The organism is Bradyrhizobium sp. USDA 3650, from assembly GCF_054057395.1.
Genome location: NZ_JBSRZG010000001.1, coordinates 6,431,863 through 6,449,923, shown reverse-complemented (window position 1 = coordinate 6,449,923; position 18,061 = coordinate 6,431,863). Strand labels below are relative to the sequence as shown.

Genomic DNA, 18,061 nt, shown 5'->3' with positions numbered 1-18,061 from the left:
GCCGGCACCGATCCTAGCGGCCGATCACCTTCTCCAGATAGGCGGGCTGGATGAAGGCTTCGAAGTCGGCGCGCGGCAGCAACTTCGGCAGGCGCTCCTGCTTCACCAGGAAATCGGCGGTCGAGATCAGCGTGTCGACGAACTTGCCCTTTTTCGCGGATGTGCCGAGATACTCTTCCGTGAGCTGCTTGTTGCAGGGGACCATCCCGGTGCCCTTCATCATTCGCTGCGCGTCCTCGATGGGCAGCGAAAGCTCTTCAGCGATGATTTCGGCGGTCTTTTCCGGGTTCTTCAGCCAGAAGTCGATGCCTTCGCATTCGGCCTTGATGAACTTGTCGACATAGGACGGATACTTCTCCGCGAACGCGTTCATGACGACGCCGATGTCCCAGGTCGGGTAGCCGCGCTTGGCCATCTCGCCCGAGGTGACGAGGATCTTGCCGCCGTTCTTGACGGCCTTGCCGAGATTCGGTTCCCAGAACCAGGCCGCGTCGATATCGCCGCGAAGCCAGGCCGCCGCGATATCCGATGGCGCGAGGTCCAGGATCTTCATCGAGGCGGGATCGACACCCTCATCCTTGAGCGCCTGGAGCAAGAGGTAGTGTGTCGTGGAGCCGAACGGCGCCGCCACCGTCTTGCCCTTGAGGTCCTTGAGCGAGGTGATGTTCTTGTCGGCGCGAACCACCATCGACTCGACATAGTCGAGCATGTTGATCACCAGGATGCCCTTGATCGGCAGGGCGCGCGTCGCGCCGATCGCGGTCGGCGGATTGCCGAGGCCGCCGAAATCGACGTCGTTGCCGGCGATCGCGCGCAGCATGTCGCCACCGCCGCCGATCTTGACGTATTTGATGTCGACGCCCGGCATCTCCTTGGCGAGCAGGCCAAGATGCTTGGTGACCAGTTGCGCGTTGACGAGGTTCAGATAGCCGACGGTCACCTTCGCCGGCTTGTCCTCGGCGCGGACTGCGGCCGTGAGCGCCAGCGTGGTAACCGCGAGCGTCGCAATCAGTCTCTTCATCATGGAGGTCTCCCCTAGGATCAGGATTGGATTCAGGCCCACGGCATCAACAATTTGGCGATGCCGCGCATCATGAGATCGAGCACGACGCCGGTGAGGCCGAGCACGATCAGCCCCATGATCACGATGTCGGACAGCAGGAATTTTGCAGCGTCCCAGATCATCCAGCCGATGCCGGCGGAGGCCGCAACGATTTCGGCGGCGACGAGAACGGTGTAGGTGAATCCAAGCGAGATGCGCATGCCGGCGAGAATCAGCGGTCCCGCCGCCGGCAAATAGATATGGAAGAGCAGATGGCGCCGGGTCGCGCCGAGCGACTGCGCGGCGCGCACATAGACCGGGTCCACGCTGGTGACGGCCTGGATCGTCGAGATGACGATGCCCGGCAAACCGGCAAGAAACAGCAGCGACAGCTTCGAGCTCTCACCGATGCCGAGCCACATCACCAGCAGTGTATAAAGGCCGAGCGGCGGCAGCGGTCGGTAGAACTCGATCAACGGATTGAGCAGCGCACGTGCATTGCGCGACACCCCCATGAGGACGCCGAGCGGGATGCCGATCAGGCATGCTAGGGTAAAGGCCGTGAGGATGCGATAGAGGCTTGCGCCGAGATGCTGAAGCAGGGTCGCGCCCTGATATCCCTTCGTCATCGTCTTGACGAACGCGGCCCAGACCGCCTGCGGCTTCGGCAGGAACAGCTCGTTGGCCCAGCCCATCTCCGTGACGATGGCCCAGCCGGCCAGCAGCACGGCCACGGTCAGCGTCGAGAGCAGCACCGATCGCGAGACCTTCGGAGGCCGCAGCCGCAAGCTGCCGCGTCGCGTGCGATCCGGCGAGATTGGAATCGTCATGTGGGTCGCCTCGACGCTCATGTCCGCACTCCCAGGATCTGCATGATGGTCAGCGCGTAGATCCGCGTCGCCATCACCGACTTGGTGATCGAGATGTTCTCGTTGTCGACGGCCCAGCCGTCTTCTCCGGGACCGAACGTCACCGCATTGATTCCGGCTTCGCGGAAGCGGATCGTGTCGTTGAAGGCATTCTTGCGGTTGACCCCGGGCTCGCGGCCCATCAGACGCCGGTAAACCGCGCGCAAGGAGCGGCAGGGCTCCTCCTCGACCGGCACCGGTTCGGTCGCGTTGACGAACAGCGAGCCCGGCACCTGGCGCACCTCCACCTTGACGTCGTTCACGCCGGCAAAAGTGTCCCGTCCGAGGCGCTCGATATCCGCAATCACGCTCGATAGCGTCATGCCGGGCACGATGCCGACCACGGCGAGCGTGATGGTGCAGGCATCCGGCGAGAACTGCATCTCGCCAGGCAGGCCGGACCGAATGCGCACCACAGCGCAGCAGGGCGGCGTATGCCCCATGAACTTGCTGGGGACATGTGTGAACGCCATGTCCTTCAGTTTCGGCAACAGCTTTGCCGCTTCCATGATGGCGTTGACGCTGATGTCCGGTCGCCAGATGTGCGACTTGATCCCGTGAACGGTGAGCTCGATCAGGCAGTGGCCGGAATTGGCCACCGACAGGTTCATGCCCCAGTCCTTGCTGACGTCGCCCCAGGCGGTCGGCTCGGCCGTGATCTCGTAGTCGGCGGTCAGGCCAACCTTGTTTAGCATGTAGATGGAGCCTTCGGTGCCGTTCCGCTCTTCATCGACGGTGTAGCAGCACATCAAGGTGCCATCGAACTTCACACCCGCTTCGGTCAGGGCCTGCACCGCGAGCAACGATGCAGCGAGGTTTCCGCGCGTGTCGGACGTGCCGCGCGCATAGAGCAGATCGCCGTGGCGCGTCGCCTTGAACGGATCGAAATCCGTCATATGCCATTTTTCGGGTTCGACGGCCGGATAGGTGTCGAGGTGATCGTTGAGAATGAGCGAGGGGGCGCCCTCCCGCCCTTTGAGCACGCCGAGCACGTTCGGCCGGTGCGGCTGCGCGCTGTGCTTGGTGACCGCCATGCCGAGCGCTTCGAGCTTGCCCGCGACCAGCATCGAAATCGCCTCCTCCTCGGCGGGCGGCAAATCGGGATCCAGCGGATTGCCGGAACGGGGCTGGCCGGTGCGGATCAGCTCGGACGCGAGTTCAAGCCAGCGCTCCTCCGTGATGCGCGACAGCACGCGCTGTTCGAGATCCGAATAAGGAGGGGTGACAGGCATCTGCATGACGGGATCCGCTGGCTCACGGCGCCGGCAGCGCCGCTTCGTGGCAGCCTCCTCATTGCAGCGACTGTGCCAACTGCCGAAAAAGCCCGCGGCAGAACAATTGTCTTTCTGACTTCAATGGCTTAGGCGAGATTTGCGCGTGCGCAAATTTTTGCGCCCGAGATGCGCTCTGCCGAAGACACGGTGTCAGCTGAACAGGCAAGGCTCAGCGCGAGCCCGGCCGGCGTGGGCTCGTAGCCCGCATGGAGCGAAGCGGAATGCGGGAACGCCTTCCCGGATTGCGCTGCCCGTAATCCAGGCTACGGGCCATGCGCAATCAATCGTCGGCGTACTCATCCTCTTCGTGTTTTCGCGCCATGCTCTTGCGCGTACCGAGCGAGCCGGTCACGGAGGGATCGCGCGCATTCGCATAGGGATTGCGCCCGCCCGCTCGCGCGGCGACCTCTTCGCCGGAGACGGCGGCGGGCTGGCAGATCAGGCGGCGGCTGGCGCGACGCATCAGGTCGACGTGGATGTGATCGTAATGATAGACGTTCGAGCCCGGCGCCAGCACCGTGGTGAAATGCACGCAGGCGCCCGACTGCACGTCGCGCAGGAATCCCTGCTCTTCCGGCATGCCGCGCCAGCCATCCTTCACGGTGACGCGGCGGCCGTCGGCGAGCACGAAGGCGGCGATGTCGAGCGCATTGCCGAAGGCATGCTCGGAAATATGGGCATGCGAATTGCCGTTCATGCCGCGGCAGGAATAGGCGGAGATCTGCTTGATCTCCGCGACGCGGGTGCCGAACCAGCGCATCGCCGAGGGCTGCACGGTGTCGGCGAGCCAGCGGTCGAGCTCGGATACGATGGGACAGGCCAGCGTCGCAACCGGCTTGATCGCAACGGGGCCGACGGCGGTGACGGGATCGCCCCGTGCGGGACCAAGACGCGGCGGCGGTTGCTGCGCGGGCGCCTGCGAGTACGGCGCCGGCCGCGCCGGATAGCTCGGCGCATTCATGTAGCGCGACGCGCCCGCGGCATCGGTACCCTCGGGCGGCAGGTCGATCTCGTCCTCCTGCTGAGCCACGCCGGGCGCATTCAGAGGCATTGGACCAGGCGAGGCGCCATAGCCGGAAGGCTGCCGCACCGCGCTCTCGGGATAGTTTGAGCGTTGCGGATAGTTCTGGCTCTGCGGGTAATTCGATCGTGGCTGCGTCACCGGCCAGCGCGGCTGGTTGCCGATGCTCCCGGGCGGTCGCAAATCCTCATCGGCAAAGCCGTAGCTGCTCGAGCCTTCGCCGAGGGCGGCGACCTTGAGCGGAAACTCCGCGCCGCACATGCCCGGCCCGGAGATCGGGTCGATGCGAACGAGATCCGGCCCTTCTTTCACCGCGCCCGATTTCAGGCATGCGGCTTCGGCCTCGGCCCGCCACGGTTCACGTTCGGCCTGGAAGACGCCGCGTCCGCAACCCGCTAACGAAACAAGGACGATGGAGCCGACGAGATACAAACGAACTCCGCGCGTCATGGACGCACGTTCGGTGAATTTACTTAAAGACTCTTCAACGTGTTGATTTCAGTGTTCTTTAACCATGCCGGCCCACGCGGGCCTAATGCCCTGCCGGTGACGAGCGACAGCAAGGCTGACTTTTTCGAAAAGAGACTCTCTGTTAACCATGACGCTCTCGCGCAAGGCGGCGCGAGCAGCGGGAGCGACCTCATGACGTTCGCCGGGAGACTGAGCGTTATCACCGCGTACCTCGCCATGGCCTTTGTCGGTGCGATCGTGCTCGGCATGATCTAGCGGCTTCAGCCGGAGCTATCGAACGCATCCCTTACGACCGCGCGCTCCCCTGCCGCGACGTCGTGATCAGCTCCTGCGGCCGCTCTTCGGCTCGCGTCCAGTCGTTTCCGGAACACCAGAAATGGCCGACTGCGCAGGCTTCGACGTGAAGCTTGCCAGAGCTCTTCAGCGTCATCGTCGCATAATAGGTGCTGCCGCTGGAGCGGCTGTAGATGTTGCCGGTCCAGACGTCGTGCGTTTTCGGTTTCATGTTGACGAGCACGCTCTCGCCCCTGGTCGATGCTTCCGTCAGCGCGAAGCCGCACAGTGCAGGACCGCAGCGTTCGATGCGGACCGTGCCCTTGGCGCCTGCGCTTTCCCATTCGCCGAGCGGCAAATAAGCGAGTTCGTCGTCGCCGCGCTCAGGGCTGGTCACGGCCTGCTCGAGCACCGGCCTTGGCGCGACGACCGGCGCCTCCAAGCGCGGCGGATCGAGCGCGACGGTCTTCGGCGGATCCATCCGCGGTAGCTCGACCCGTGGCGGATTGGAGCTTGGCGCCGGCGGCAGAATAACAGGTTGCGACGTCGTCGAGGCAAGGACAGGAGCCATCGGCACAGGCGCAGGCGCGACCGCAATGGCTGGCGCCGGCCTGACCGGAGCCACGGGATAGAGCGGCTGCGGCGGCGGAAGCACCGGCGCCGGTGTCGTATCGACGTCCGGCCGAAAGCTGCGATGGGAGGAAACCGAGACACAGGAAGCCGATCGGCAATTCCTGGGCGACTCGACCTGGAATCGATGACCGCCGATCGAGAACGCGTAGGAGCCGGCCTCGGCTGCGGGCGCAATCGCCAGCAGCGCGATCAATGTGCCAAGCGAAGTCACAAGCCGCATCATCGGCGCCTCCCTCTGTGTGGCGACGAGGTTACGCGGATGGAATCGCGACTGAATGTGCGCTGCGTCACCCAGCGGCCGCGAGCCGTTGTGACGTCTATCACAGAACGCCCGACCAGCCCGGCGTAGGGTCGAACCACGTTTCATCCACCCGCGACTTCAGTCCCATCGGGACCCACACATTCTTCGGAGGTTGTCATGAACAAGCTCACCATCGCCGCCACCGCCCTCTTCCTCGCGTCCACCGCCGCCGCGCATGCCGGCAATGCGATCTCGTTCCAGATCGAAGGCCAGAACATCCGCATCGAGACGCCGCGCAACTGCGCCTCGCTCAATTGCGTGACCATCGTGGCGCCGGGCTTGTCGGACAAGCCGATCAAGCTGAACAACATCAACCTCAAGGGCCTTGGCTCCAAGGACAATGACGTCGACACCACGCCGGCTCCGGCCACGACCGCGCAGCCGGCGCCGGCTCCGGTGCAGCAGCAGGCCCCGGTGCAGTCGACCGCGCCCGCTGCGCCTACCATCGCGGCTCCGGCAACAACGGTTGCCGCTGCTCCGTCCGTCGGCTACGACGCCACGACGCAGACCGCGCCCGTTGCGGCTCCCGCTCCCGCTGCTGCGCCCGCGCCGGTCGCGGTTGCGCCGGCCCCCGCTCCGGCTCCCGTCGCCGCTGCGCCTGTCGCGGTTGCCAACACTCCGATCGGCGTTTGGGCGACCGAAGAGAACAAGGGCAATGTCCGCGTCGAACAGTGCGGCGTCAATCTCTGCGGCTACGCCGCGAAGACCAACGAGCGCATCCTGATCAACATGAAGCCCGACGGCGCGAAGTGGAGCGGCCGCATCCACGATCCCGACTCCGGCCGCAACTACGACTCGACGATCGCGATGAAGGGCCCGAATGCAATGCGTGTGCAGGGTTGCGCCTTCGGCGGCATGTTCTGCGGCGGCCAGACCTGGAAGCGCGTGAGCTGACCCCGCAGGCGTCGTCTCCAATACATGCACATTCTTCGTCATGCCCGGGCTTGTCCCGGGCATCCACGTTCTTAGTCCCGCGCTTCAAGGCGTGGATGGCCGGGACAAGCCCGGCCATGACGGTGGAGAGGCTTGGCCACAAGCCAGCATCGCGTGCCGTTTGAACCTTCACCGCCCCCGTGCGATAGACATTCATCCGCCATTCACCTGCATCAGGATGATATCGGTCGATCTCACCTCGCGTTTCTCACCGGGACCTCCTCGTGACTTTTATCGTGGCCTGGCGCCGCTTCTTGTTCGCGCTTGTGCTGCTGGCGTTGCCGCCGGCCGGCGCCAGCGTTGCGTTCGCATCCGATGCGATCGAGCTTGCGCAGGCGCAGCCAGAAGCGCAGCCGGCGCCCGCCCCCTCGCCGACGCCATCGGCTTCACCCGCTCCCGCGACCGAGGCGCAGCCCGCCGCCGTCGAGCCGATCGGCAACGTCGCGACGGTGACGGGCATCGCGACCGTGATCCGCGACAAAAATTCCTATCCGCTGCGGGTGCGCGACGACATCTATCTCAACGACGTCGTGCAGACTTCGTCGAACTCCTCGCTCGGCATCACCTTTGACGACGCGACCACCTTCAATCTCTCCGCCGGCACGAAGATCACCATCGATACTTACGTCTACGAGGACGGCGGCAAGCACAACGCAGGAATCTTCGACATCGGCAAGGGCACGGTCGCCTTCGTCGCGGCGGCGGTGGCAAAGACCGGCGACATGAAGATCACGACGCCGACGGCGACGCTGGGCATCCGCGGCACCACGGGCGTCGTCGACGTGCCGGAAGGCGCGGCCGCGAACAAGACCAACAACGTCAACATCAAGCTCTATCCCGACGCCGACGGCCGGGTCGGACACATCGACGTCGACGACCGCACCAGCGGGACGCGGCTCGGCGCACTGACGCAAGGCGCGAGCGGTTTTGCGATCCGGCCGGGCGCAGCCGCTGCCGGCGTCATGCGCTTTGCCGCGGTGCCGATCACGATTGCGCCACAGCAGATCGCACGCGATCGCGGCTTCGTCAGCCAGGTGCATCTGGCGCAGACCACCGGCCGGCAGATCGTCACCGAGCAGCGCGACTTCCGCCGCGCCAATCCGGCCGCGAGCCCTCGAATTCCGCGACCGTTCCAGCCGCCGCAACAGCAACAATTGCGGCCGAACACGGCGCCAGGACAACAGCCACAACAGCCGCAGCGGCCGAACGGTCAACCCGGTCAGAACAACCGTCCGGGGACGCAACAGCCAGGCACGCCAGGCCGTCAAGGCGCCCAGCCGCCGCAGCGGCCGGGCCAAGGCGGCGCCGTGCAACCGGGTACGCCGCGCGCGGGTCAGGGGCAGCAGCAGCCCGGCCAGAAGCAAGACGCGGGACGTCCGGCAGGCGCACCGCGCGCCGGTCAAGGCACGCAGCCTGACGGCACCCCGCAAACCCGGCCGCGACGCGGTGGACAGATTCCGACGCAGCCCGGCGGAGTCGTACCGCCGCAGCCGAGCGGAACGCAACCGCAGCCCGGTGCGCAGCCGCAACTGCCGCGTAGCGGCATGCAGCCGGGCCAGCCGCCCGCTGCTCAACAGCCAGGCATGCAGCGCCCGGGCGGCTTCCAGCAGCGCCTCCCCGCAGCACAACGCCCCGCAGCGCCGCGAAGGCCAGCGCCAGTTCCGAAGGAGAAGGAGCGGCGGTGACTTCTTCCTTCTCCCCTTGTGGGAGAAGGTGGCGCGAAGCGCCGGATGAGGGGTCGCTTCAGCGAACTCAACTGCAACAGATTCGCGCGCCGATAGAACCCCTCACCCGTCTCGCCGCTTCGCGGCGAGCCACCCTCTCCCACAAGGGGAGAGGGGAACTGTCAGCGCGGCTCGACGGCGATGTTGCTAAACTCACGCCTCGCCGCGCAGCCAGGCTTTCATCTTCTGCAACAGACCGTGCCGCAGCTCGCCCACCGAGGCCGCTTCAGCTGGTCTCAGTGTCTGCAAAGCTGCATCGACATCGTCGGTTGCCAGCGTCGGCTCGGGCGCAGGCGAGGATGCAAGCCCGGCCGCGGCAAGCGCGATCGGGCCAACCTGGGTCAGGAACGCGCGCTCGTCTTCGCGCGACAGGCGCGCGAGCGCTTTTTCCAGCGTCAGCCAGTCGACGGCCTTGATGTCGTTCATCAGCTTGCGGACCGGACCGTCCCCGGCCTCCATCCGCCAGAAATGCACGACCTTGGAACGTCCGCCGGACTGATAGACGAGCGTGCCCAGAAATTCGTGGATGGCGACGTCGTGGCCGGTCTCTTCCAGCACTTCGCGATGCGCGGCTTGCTTCGGCGTTTCGCCGTCGTCGAGCTTGCCCTTGGGCAAGACCCATTCGTTGCGCTTGCGCTGGCGCACGACGGCAATCAGCGGCGGCGCACCTCGCCGCAGCACAATACCACCCGCCGCCATGACCGGCGCCCGTGCCATCACCCAATCCGTCGTCGTCGAAACGTCCCCACGAACGATATAGGCGGCCGAGGCGCCGGATTGAAGGCTAGTTTTTTCTCAGCAGCGCTTGACCCGCCCGGATGCGCGTGCCTTCGGCGATGCCGTCGCAGAAGGTGAAATCGCCGGGAGCGAGGATGATGATGGTCGAGCCATGCTCGAACCAGCCAAGCTCCTCGCCCTTGCTCACGTTGACGTCGCAGGGAAAATTGACCGGCCCCCTGGTCTGCGCGTTCAGCACCATGTCGAGGAAATGCAGACGGATGCTTGCGACCAGGATCGCGGCGACCGGTACCAGCGTCACGGCTTCGCCGGTCGGCAAACGCGTGCGGATCACCGCGCGCTCGTTCTTGCAAAACAGACGCTCGACCCGCTTCAGCGCGATCGGGTTGACGTTCCAGACATCGCCATGGATCAGCGTGACGCGTTCGATATGCGCGTCAAAGGGCGCGTGGAAGCGGTGATACATGCTCGAGGTCAGCCGCAGCGTGACGAAGGAGCCGTTGCGGTGCTGGTCGACCAGCACGGAGTCTCCGAGCAAATCGAGCAGCGAGTACGGCGCGCCCTTGACCTGGAACAGCTCGGTGTCGGCGATCCGGCCGTGGGCGCCGACGATGCCGTCGGACGGGCTGGCGACGATGGAGGGGTCCGGATCAAAGGGTCGCAGGCCGGGCTTGAGCTCCCGGGTGAAGCAGTCGTGCAGACTCCTGAAATGGGTCTTGCGCGCCTCCGTGAGATCGAGGTCGGAGAACAGCTTCCACAGCGCGATGGAGCCGTCCCGCACCAGCGGGTTCTCGATCTTGGAGAACCAGCCCATGAAGCGGGTCAGCGCGGCGCGGGGGATGCGGTTGGTCAACAGGAAGTTGAGGTCTTCCTGCTGGGTGAAAGAGGCGATGAGGGCTTTGACTGTCATGAATCTGTCAGCTCGCAGTATTAGCGCTTGTTGTCATGGAAACGACACTCCCGATTCTTTCTTTGTCCGTGGCCGCCGCAGCGTCCGCTGCCGCCGCCTTCCCGAAAATCAAGGCGCGGATCGAATTGTCCCGCGCCAAGCACCGCTCGCTCGCCGGACATTCCAAGATGTCCCGCCGCGTGGCCAAGCTGCTTCCGTTCTACGAATTCGAAGGCGATGCGTACTTCGCCTGCGACGGCGCGCCGGCGAATGTCGCAACCCAGCGCAAGGACGCCTTCTTCCGTCTCGCAAGCCTCTATGCCGAGCGCTACCCCAAGGGCCGCGCGATGACGAAGGAAGCGGCGGAGAAGATTTCCGACCTGCATTTCACCGAGACCTACCGCGTGCCGTTCCAGTTCTCGCGTCTCGTTCGCGAGCATTTGGGCACCTCGACCTTCGTGGAGTCCTCGCGCGGCGTCACCGTCACGGATGTCGACGGCAACATCTCCTTCGATCTCACCGGGTCCTACGGCGTCAACATCTTCGGCAACGACTTCTACAAGGAGTGCATCGAAGGCTCCGAGAAGCGCGCGCACGCGCTTGGACCGGTGCTCGGCCCCTACCATCCCGTCATCCTCGAGAACGTGGCGCGGCTGTGCCAGATCTCGGGCCTCGACGAAGTATCCTTCCACATGTCCGGCACCGAAGCCGTGATGCAGGCGGTGCGGCTTGCGCGCTATCACACCAAGCGCTCGCATCTGGTCCGTTTCGCCGGCGCCTATCACGGCTGGTGGGGCGACGTGCAGCCCGGCGTCGGCAATCCGATTCCCGCGCACGAGACCTACACCCTCGCCGAGATGTCGGAGAAGACGCTGCACGTGCTGCGGACGCGCAAGGACATCGCCTGCGTGCTGGTCAACCCGCTGCAGGGACTGCATCCGAACGGCAATGCGCCCGGCGATTCCTCGCTGGTCGATTCCTCCCGCGGCGGCAATTTCAACCGCGCCGCCTACACCGAATGGCTGAAGAAGCTGCGCGACGTCTGCACGGAGCGCGGCATCGTGCTGATCTTCGACGAGGTCTTCGTCGGCTTCCGTCTCGCTGCCGGCGGCGCCCAGGAATACTTTGGCATCAAGGCCGACATGGTGACCTACGGCAAGAGTCTGGCCGGCGGCCTGCCGGTCGGCGTCGTCTGCGGCAAGAAGGAGCTGATGCGCCGCTTCAACGACGACCGCCCCGCCGACATCTGCTTTGCCCGCGGCACCTTCAACTCGCATCCCTATGTCATGACGGCGATGGACGAGTTCTTGAGTCGCATGGCCAGCCCGAACTTCCGCGCCATCTATGATGGATTGGACGAGACCTGGAACGACCGCGCGCAGAAGCTCAACCAGATGATGGAGGGCGCGGACCTGCCGGTGCGGTTCGCCAACTTCTCCTCGATCTGGACGGTGAAATACATCACCCCGTCCCGCTACAACTGGATGCTGCAGTATTATCTGCGCGCCGAGGGCCTGGCGCTGAGCTGGGTCGGCACCGGACGGCTGATCTTCAGCCTCAACTACACCGACGCCGACTTCACCGAAGTCGCCGAGCGCTTCGTCCGCGCCGCCGAGAAGATGAAGGCCGACGGCTTCTGGTGGCACGACGGCGTGCTCACCAACAAGAATATCAAGCGGCAGATCCTGAAAGAGATGCTCGCCAAGCGCCTCGGGCGCTGAGGTTCTTCCTTCCACCACGGTCAGTCCGGGGCACAGCCTCTCCTCTCCCTCTCCCCGCTCTTCGCGGGGAGAGGGTTGGGGTGAGGGGCTGCTTCCGCAATCACGGTGAGAGCCGGACTCGCGGAGAGCCCCCCTCACCCGGATTTGCGTGACACGCAAATCCGACCTCTCCCCGCACGCGGGGAGAGGTGAAGGAAGCACCGCGTTCGCGGCTCCCAAGACGTGGATGCCCGGGACGAGCCCGGGCATGACGTAGCCAATCGACATCGGAGTAGCTTGTGAGAAAAGCGCGCTCAGGCGTGCTGCTCTTCGAGCGTGGGCTCGCCGATCAGGCCCAACGTATGTTCGGGCTTGAGGTGCAGGCCGGGGTCCATCAACTCGCCGCGCATCAGCGCCAGCGGCGCGTTGCGGTAGAGCATCAAATCGTGGAAGGGGTCGGTCAGGATCTTCGTCATCCAGACGAGGCCGGTCTCGACGTCGCGGATGAAGAACAGGTGCACCGTCCGGAACATCAGACCGCCGCCGCCAACCACGAGCCAGATCTTGGCGACCTGCCGCATGAAGTCGGTCGCGCCCACCCAGGGCGTGAACAGTCCGAACAGTGTGGGATCGACCAACAGCACCACCGGGGACAGCGCCCAGATCGACATCAGCACCACCTTGCGCTGAAGGTTGTAGCCGACCTTGATCTCTTCCTTGTGCTCGTGCGTCGCCTGGTTGATCTGGTCGTAGCCGTGCGGCTCGAAGAAGAAGTGACCGGCCTGGCGCGAGGTCATCGAGACCAGCCAGCCGACCAGCGCCGAGACCATGGGATCGACGAACAGCCAGACATAGGCGAACAGGAAGCTCAGCGCGCTGACGAAGTGCAGGCTCTGATTGATGCGGCTGTGGTGATAGTAGCGATGGTCGTCCCAGCGCTGGATCCGCAGCTGCTCGAGATAGTTCTTGATCATGCTCTCCCCCAAATGCTTTCGGGTTCAGGATTTACAGAGATTCGATGTAGGCCGTGTGACATCATCATTTTGTCATGTGACGATGTGCAGCGACGCGGTGACGCACGGGTTACGTGAGCTTGGATCAAGCCGCCTTGGCGACGTCGAGCTTGCGGAAGCGCACCAGCGAGAAATGACCGAGCGGCGGGATCAGGCGGCGCTCGGCGAGCTCGATGCCGTTGGCACCGGCCAGCCATTTGGCGTAACGCGACCAGGCGAACTCGGCGGTGCGGAAGCCGAGCGGACGCACCACCGGCTGCAGCTTCTGCTCGATGAAGCGGCGCATGCCGGTATCGGCGCTGACGCGGGTGAGGATGATGAGCTCGCCGCCCGGACGCAGCACGCGGGCAAATTCGTCCAGCGCGACTTCCGGGTTCGGCACGGCCGTGACGACGTATTGCGCCATCACGACGTCGAAGGAGTTGTCGGGGAATTCGAGCTTCTCGGCATCCATCACCGCCAGTCCCTCGACGTTCTTCAGCTTGCCCTCGGCGACGCGCTGGCGCGCCTTGTCCAGCATCGCCTCCGAGATGTCGGTGCCGAAGATGCGCAGATGCGGTGCGTAGAGCGGCAGCGAGATGCCGGTGCCGACGCCGACCTCGAGCACCCGGCCGCCGATCTTGTTGGTGGCCGCGATCGCGGCCTGCCGGCCCTTGGCGAACACGCCGCCGAACACGAGATCGTAGACCGGCGCCCAGCGGTCATAGGCCTGCTCGACCGTGCCACGGGTGAGGTCGAGCTGCTGGGTGCCGTCAAGGTTCATGATCTTAGCCATCGATGAGGTTCTCGCTGTGGTCGAACGGGATCAGCCGCGCACCGGCCGCCGCGCCATGATCGGCGAGGCGCGCAAGGCACGGCTGGGCTGGAGTGAAGTGAGGTTGCCGACGAACTGGCGCGCGCTGTTTTCCCAGGAGCGCTCCAGCGCGAAGTTGCGGCAGGTCTGGCGCGACATGGTGAGCGCGCGCAGGCACGCGGCGCGCAGATCGTGGTCGATCGCGCCGATCGGGTGATCGGCAATGACGTCCTTCGGACCCGTCACCGGAAACGCCGCAACCGGCGTGCCGCAGGCGAGCGCTTCGAGCTGCACCACGCCGAACGTGTCGGTCAGGCTCGGAAACACGAACACGTCGGCGGCGGCGAGATGCGCGGTGAGATCGGCGCCCTTTTTCTCGCCGAGGAATACCGCGTCGGGATATTTCTTTTCGAGCGCGGCCTTCTGCGGGCCGTCGCCGACGACGACCTTGGTGCCGGGCAGGTCGAGCGAGAGGAACGCTTCCAGGTTCTTCTCCACCGCCACGCGGCCCATCGTCATGAAGATCGCCCCTGGCAGATCGAGCCTGGCCGGAGAGTCGGGATGGAACAGCTCTGTATTGACGCCGCGCGTCCAGAAGCCGAGCCGCTTGAAGCCGCGCTCGGAGAGCTCCTGCCGCAGCGAGGGCGTTGCGACCATCGTCATTGCAGCCGCGTCGTGGAAGTGGCGCAGCACGGCATAGCCGACGCTCGCGGGGATGCCGGTCCGCACCGAGACGTATTCGGGAAAGCGCGTGGTGTAGGAGGTGGTGAAGGCGAGCCGGTTGCCACGGCAATAAGCCCGCGCCGCCCAGCCGATCGGCCCTTCGGTCGCGATGTGCAGCGCTTCCGGCGCCGCCTTCTCGATCCGCCGCGCAATCTCCTTTCCGCTCGGCAGCGCAATGCGCAGCCCCGGATAGGTCGGCAACGGCCAGGACCGAAAGCCGTCCGGCGTGAGGAAGTCGATCTCGACATCCAATGCCTTGGCCGCGCCAGCCAGCGAGGTCAGCGTCCGCACCACACCGTTGACCTGCGGATGCCAGGCGTCAGTCGCGATTAATACCCGCATGGGAAATTCCCGAGATTTTTATGATTCTCGGCTTACGACCATCAACCACGGATATTTCAGGCGTGTGACGTCATGGAAGTGTCGGCCCGCTGTTTTGTTCGTTAACGAGACCGGGCAGCCACGAAACCGTCATGAAACAATCCTTGCGGCCATGAAGCCGTTTTCGGTTTTCCGCGCAAACGTCCCGAAACTTCTTGTCGTTAGTGATCTAGGCAACAGAGCACCGAAACGGTGCCGGGGCGGCCAAGAAACACCGCGCAAACAGGGGCGACCAATGATCAATCTGGAGACGTTGAAGACCTATTCGCGCGCCGTTGCGTTTGGCGCAATAGCTGTGACCGCGATCGCGTTCGCCGGCCCGGCCAAGGCCGCGCCCGTGCAGCTCTTCCCCTTCTTCCAGCCGCTGCCGCCGATCGCAGCGCAGCCGTACCAGCCTTATCAAGCCGCGCCCTATCAGGCCGCGCCGTCCGAAGATCAGGACGCCGTCGAAACGCCGGCCCGCTTCCGCCGCCAGACCGTCTCCTATGCGACGCGTGAGGCGCCCGGCACCATCATCATCGATACACCCAACACCTATCTCTATCTCGTGCTCGGCAACGGCCAGGCGATGCGCTACGGCATCGGCGTCGGCCGCGACGGCTTCACGTGGTCCGGCACCCAGTCGGTGACCAAGAAGGCCGAGTGGCCGGATTGGACCCCGCCGCCGGAAATGATCGCCCGCCAGCCCTATCTGCCGCGCCACATGGCCGGCGGCCCCGGCAATCCGCTCGGCGCCCGCGCCATGTATCTCGGCGGCACCATCTACCGCATCCACGGCACCAACGCGCCCGACACCATCGGCAAGCACGTCTCCTCCGGCTGCATCCGCCTGACCAATGACGACGTCGCGGACCTCTACTCCCGCGTCAATGTCGGCACCAAGGTCATCGTGCTGCCGATGACGGAACGCCGCGCGGATCTCGGCGCCGCGACGCGGTAAGCAACAGGACATTGTGACGCAAACGGCCCCGGAACCCACCGGGGCCGTTTTCGTTTGCCCTCGGCATCCCCAAGCGTGCGCGTGCTGCGGCGCGATCCCCGATGGAGGCGCAAATGCAATCACGTCCGCATACGACGCAAGGCACATGGCTGCGCATGCTCGCCGGCGCATTGACGCTGCTGCTGTTCGCGCCCGCCTCGCTCGCACAGCAGCCGGCGAGCGACGACGCGGGCCAGCAAGCCTTCAACAATTCCTGCCGCACCTGCCACTCGGTGAAAGAGGGCGACAATCGTCTGGGGCCCAACCTCAATAAAATCGTCGGACGCAAGGCCGGCTCGCTGCCGAACTACAATTATTCCTCGTCGATGAAAGAGGCCGGCTTCGTCTGGGACCAGGACAAACTCACCCGCTTCATGGTCAAGCCGGACGAAATCGTATCCGGCAACAAGATGCAGCCCTATGGCGGCGTTTCGGCGGAGGAGGCGGCGAAGGTGATTGCTTATTTGCAGGCGGCATCAAGCTCGCAATGACGGCGCTGGCGCTGCGTGTTCAGGTTCGCATCAGAAATCGCGGCGCATCCTTCGAGACGCCCGCCTCTGGCGGGCTCCTCAGGATGAGGGCGGAGTGCGTGGCCGTTAATCCGTCCGAAGCGCTTGCACCAAACCGCCGATGCCAGTTAGCCTCATCCTGAGGAGCGCGCCCTTGCGCGCGTCTCGAAGGACGAGGCGTTCGCGATGACAGACGGCGCTTACCTCTACATTCTCAGATGCGCCGATGGCAGCTACTACATCGGAACGACGCGCACGGAGCTTGAGATCAGAATCGCGCAGCACAACGCCGGCACATTCGGCGGCTATACCAAATCACGCAGACCGGTGACGCTGGCTTTCTCCCAATGGTTCGACAGGATCACCGATGCGATCGAATGTGAGAGGAAGCTCAAGAAATGGAGCCGCGCCAAGAAAGAAGCCTTCATGCGCGGCAATTTTGCCGAGCTGCATGAATTGGCCAGGCGCGGATCTCATCATCCTTCGAGACGCCCGCCTGCGGCGGGCCCTCAGGATGAGGGCGGAGTGTAAGGCTCCGAGTTGCAAGCGAGACCTCGGCAAATGCCTACCGCGACCCGCAGGATGCCCGTTGAGCCTCATCCTGAGGAGCCCGCGTGAGCGGGCGTCTCGAAGGACGAGGCGGGCACCACGCGGGACTACTTACGCCGCCCGGCCCCACCGCTCTGCAATCAGCCTCAGCCATGCCGCCGAATGAAACGCGCTCATCAAGAGATACATCGACACCATCCCGCCGAGCATCGCCCCATGTCCGGAGCCACACAGCATGTCGGCCGGGCCGTCGAGCACGGCCGTCAGCACGGCCATGATCGCAAAGGTCGGCGTGGCCGCCAGCCCCAGCCATCTGGCGAGGTGGCGCGCGGCCACCACGCCGTTGCGGCTCGGGCCGGCAGTTGCGCTGGCGGGACTAGTCACGTCCTTCCGCGGCCTCCTCGCGAAAAGCCTTCTCGCCGGCGGTCGAGATCTCGACCCATTTCTTGTCGGGTGCCGCACCTTCGGTGTAGCTGTCGTGCCAGTTCCACCATTTGTAGGTCGGCGTCTGCGGATAGCCCTTCGGTGAATCCTCCCAGACCTCCTGCCGTCCCAGCGGCGTGATGTCGAGGTAATTCCAGGTGCCGCCCATCTGCTCGTCGCCCCGGCTCTTGACGAAGTAGGTGCGGAAGATCCGGTCGCCATCGCGGAAGAACACATTGGTCCCGTGCCATTCGTCGACGCCGAAATCCGCATCGAAACTGTCGGTGACGGTGGCCCATGGCATGGTCCAGCCCATCCGCTGCTTCAGCCTGCTGATATCGGCCTGGGGCGCGCGCGAAGCGAACACCAGCGTGGTGTCGCGGGCATTCAGGTGCGCGACATGGGCAACCTGGTCGGCCACCATGGAGCAGCCGCGGCAGGCATGATCGGGCCAGCCGAACACGCCCGGCTCGAAGAAGGCGCGGTAGACGATCAGTTGTCGCCGGCCCTGGAACAGGTCGTGCAGACTGACCTTGCCGCCGGGCCCCTCGAACGCATAGGTTTTGGTGACTTCCATCCACGGCATGCGCCGGCGCTCGGCGGCCAGGGCGTCGCGGGCACGGGTATGCGCCTTTTCCTTCACGAGCAGTTGCTGACGGGCGGCCTCCCAGTCCTGCGGCGACACCACCGGCGGTGTTTGCATGGCGGCCTGTCCGTTATTTCCTGCGTTGTCAGCTGATGTCATCATGGCTCTCCAACTTTTCCCGGGCGGCCGTTCCGGATC

Annotated in this window: 19 protein-coding genes; 7 read left to right on the top strand and 12 right to left on the bottom strand. The window is 64.9% G+C overall.

Annotation, left to right across the window (positions count from 1 at the left end):
* Nucleotides 1-13: 13 nt before the first annotated feature.
* The 4 genes from ACVIN2_RS30305 to ACVIN2_RS30290 form a co-directional block, all read right to left on the bottom strand.
* Nucleotides 14-1,024, bottom strand: a complete 1,011-nt coding sequence (locus ACVIN2_RS30305) for a taurine ABC transporter substrate-binding protein (RefSeq protein ID WP_456768394.1) — start codon at nt 1,022-1,024, stop codon at nt 14-16.
* Between the two features lie 29 nt (nt 1,025-1,053).
* Nucleotides 1,054-1,893 carry an ABC transporter permease gene (locus ACVIN2_RS30300; RefSeq protein WP_456768393.1) on the bottom strand — a complete coding sequence of 280 codons (840 nt, stop codon included), beginning with the start codon at nt 1,891-1,893 and terminating at the stop codon, nt 1,054-1,056.
* Nucleotides 1,890-3,188 carry a M20 family metallopeptidase gene (locus ACVIN2_RS30295; protein ID WP_456768392.1) on the bottom strand — a complete coding sequence of 433 codons (1,299 nt, stop codon included), beginning with the start codon at nt 3,186-3,188 and terminating at the stop codon, nt 1,890-1,892. Before ACVIN2_RS30295 ends, ACVIN2_RS30300 begins: the two co-directional genes overlap by 4 nt.
* Before the next feature lie 316 nt (nt 3,189-3,504).
* Nucleotides 3,505-4,695: an extensin-like domain-containing protein gene (locus tag ACVIN2_RS30290; RefSeq protein ID WP_247358615.1), complete on the bottom strand. Its 1,191-nt coding sequence runs from the start codon at nt 4,693-4,695 to the stop codon at nt 3,505-3,507.
* 39 nt (nt 4,696-4,734) lie between these two features.
* Here ACVIN2_RS30290 and ACVIN2_RS30285 point away from each other — a divergent pair, with 39 nt between their 5' ends.
* Entirely contained in the window at nt 4,735-4,971 is a 237-nt protein-coding gene (locus ACVIN2_RS30285; protein ID WP_456768391.1) for a hypothetical protein, read from the top strand.
* Nucleotides 4,972-5,002: 31 nt separating this feature from the next.
* On the opposite strand, the gene ACVIN2_RS30280 is transcribed toward ACVIN2_RS30285, so the two are convergent.
* Nucleotides 5,003-5,845, bottom strand: coding sequence for a DUF2147 domain-containing protein (locus tag ACVIN2_RS30280; RefSeq protein WP_456768390.1), 843 nt, complete (start codon nt 5,843-5,845; stop codon nt 5,003-5,005).
* 195 nt (nt 5,846-6,040) lie between these two features.
* On the opposite strand from ACVIN2_RS30280, the gene ACVIN2_RS30275 reads away from it, so the two are divergent.
* Together ACVIN2_RS30275 and ACVIN2_RS30270 are read left to right on the top strand one after the other, a co-directional pair.
* Entirely contained in the window at nt 6,041-6,817 is a 777-nt protein-coding gene (locus ACVIN2_RS30275) for a DUF2147 domain-containing protein (RefSeq protein WP_456768389.1), read from the top strand.
* A gap of 272 nt (nt 6,818-7,089) precedes the next feature.
* Complete coding sequence (locus ACVIN2_RS30270; RefSeq protein ID WP_456769830.1) at nt 7,090-8,541, top strand: FecR domain-containing protein; 1,452 nt, start codon at nt 7,090-7,092, stop codon at nt 8,539-8,541.
* A 192-nt stretch (nt 8,542-8,733) separates the two neighbouring features.
* Here the strand turns inward: ACVIN2_RS30270 and ACVIN2_RS30265 are convergent, their stop codons facing one another.
* Nucleotides 8,734-9,297 (bottom strand): NUDIX hydrolase, encoded by a 564-nt coding sequence (locus tag ACVIN2_RS30265; protein ID WP_456768388.1) that lies wholly within the window; start codon nt 9,295-9,297, stop codon nt 8,734-8,736.
* A 67-nt stretch (nt 9,298-9,364) separates the two neighbouring features.
* Nucleotides 9,365-10,228 (bottom strand): archaetidylserine decarboxylase, encoded by an 864-nt coding sequence (gene asd / locus ACVIN2_RS30260; protein ID WP_456768387.1) that lies wholly within the window; start codon nt 10,226-10,228, stop codon nt 9,365-9,367.
* Between the two features lie 35 nt (nt 10,229-10,263).
* Here asd and ACVIN2_RS30255 point away from each other — a divergent pair, with 35 nt between their 5' ends.
* Nucleotides 10,264-11,928 (top strand): aminotransferase class III-fold pyridoxal phosphate-dependent enzyme, encoded by a 1,665-nt coding sequence (locus tag ACVIN2_RS30255; protein WP_456768386.1) that lies wholly within the window; start codon nt 10,264-10,266, stop codon nt 11,926-11,928.
* Between the two features lie 293 nt (nt 11,929-12,221).
* Here the strand turns inward: ACVIN2_RS30255 and ACVIN2_RS30250 are convergent, their stop codons facing one another.
* The 3 genes from ACVIN2_RS30250 to ACVIN2_RS30240 form a co-directional block, all read right to left on the bottom strand.
* A complete protein-coding gene (locus ACVIN2_RS30250) occupies nt 12,222-12,881 on the bottom strand; it encodes a hypothetical protein (RefSeq protein ID WP_456768385.1) in 660 nt (219 codons plus the stop codon).
* Nucleotides 12,882-13,005: 124 nt separating this feature from the next.
* Nucleotides 13,006-13,695, bottom strand: a complete 690-nt coding sequence (locus ACVIN2_RS30245) for a methyltransferase domain-containing protein (RefSeq protein WP_456768384.1) — start codon at nt 13,693-13,695, stop codon at nt 13,006-13,008.
* A gap of 30 nt (nt 13,696-13,725) precedes the next feature.
* Nucleotides 13,726-14,778: a glycosyltransferase family 4 protein gene (locus ACVIN2_RS30240; RefSeq protein ID WP_456768383.1), complete on the bottom strand. Its 1,053-nt coding sequence runs from the start codon at nt 14,776-14,778 to the stop codon at nt 13,726-13,728.
* Nucleotides 14,779-15,052: 274 nt separating this feature from the next.
* Between ACVIN2_RS30240 and ACVIN2_RS30235 the strand changes: the two genes are divergently transcribed.
* The 3 genes from ACVIN2_RS30235 (at nt 15,053) to ACVIN2_RS30225 (ending at nt 16,836) form a co-directional block, all read left to right on the top strand.
* A complete protein-coding gene (locus ACVIN2_RS30235) occupies nt 15,053-15,757 on the top strand; it encodes a L,D-transpeptidase (RefSeq protein ID WP_456768382.1) in 705 nt (234 codons plus the stop codon).
* A gap of 113 nt (nt 15,758-15,870) precedes the next feature.
* Nucleotides 15,871-16,287, top strand: coding sequence for a c-type cytochrome (locus tag ACVIN2_RS30230; RefSeq protein ID WP_456768381.1), 417 nt, complete (start codon nt 15,871-15,873; stop codon nt 16,285-16,287).
* Between the two features lie 204 nt (nt 16,288-16,491).
* The gene (locus tag ACVIN2_RS30225; RefSeq protein ID WP_456768380.1) at nt 16,492-16,836 is read left to right on the top strand and encodes a GIY-YIG nuclease family protein; all 345 of its coding nucleotides are present in this window, start codon (nt 16,492-16,494) and stop codon (nt 16,834-16,836) included.
* Nucleotides 16,837-16,965: 129 nt separating this feature from the next.
* Here ACVIN2_RS30225 and ACVIN2_RS30220 read toward each other — a convergent pair whose 3' ends face one another.
* Entirely contained in the window at nt 16,966-17,238 is a 273-nt protein-coding gene (locus tag ACVIN2_RS30220; RefSeq protein WP_456768379.1) for a hypothetical protein, read from the bottom strand.
* The gene (locus ACVIN2_RS30215; RefSeq protein ID WP_456768378.1) at nt 17,231-18,025 is read right to left on the bottom strand and encodes a DUF899 domain-containing protein; all 795 of its coding nucleotides are present in this window, start codon (nt 18,023-18,025) and stop codon (nt 17,231-17,233) included. The genes ACVIN2_RS30220 and ACVIN2_RS30215 overlap by 8 nt, the downstream gene beginning before the upstream one ends.
* Between the last annotated feature and the right edge of the window lie 36 nt (nt 18,026-18,061).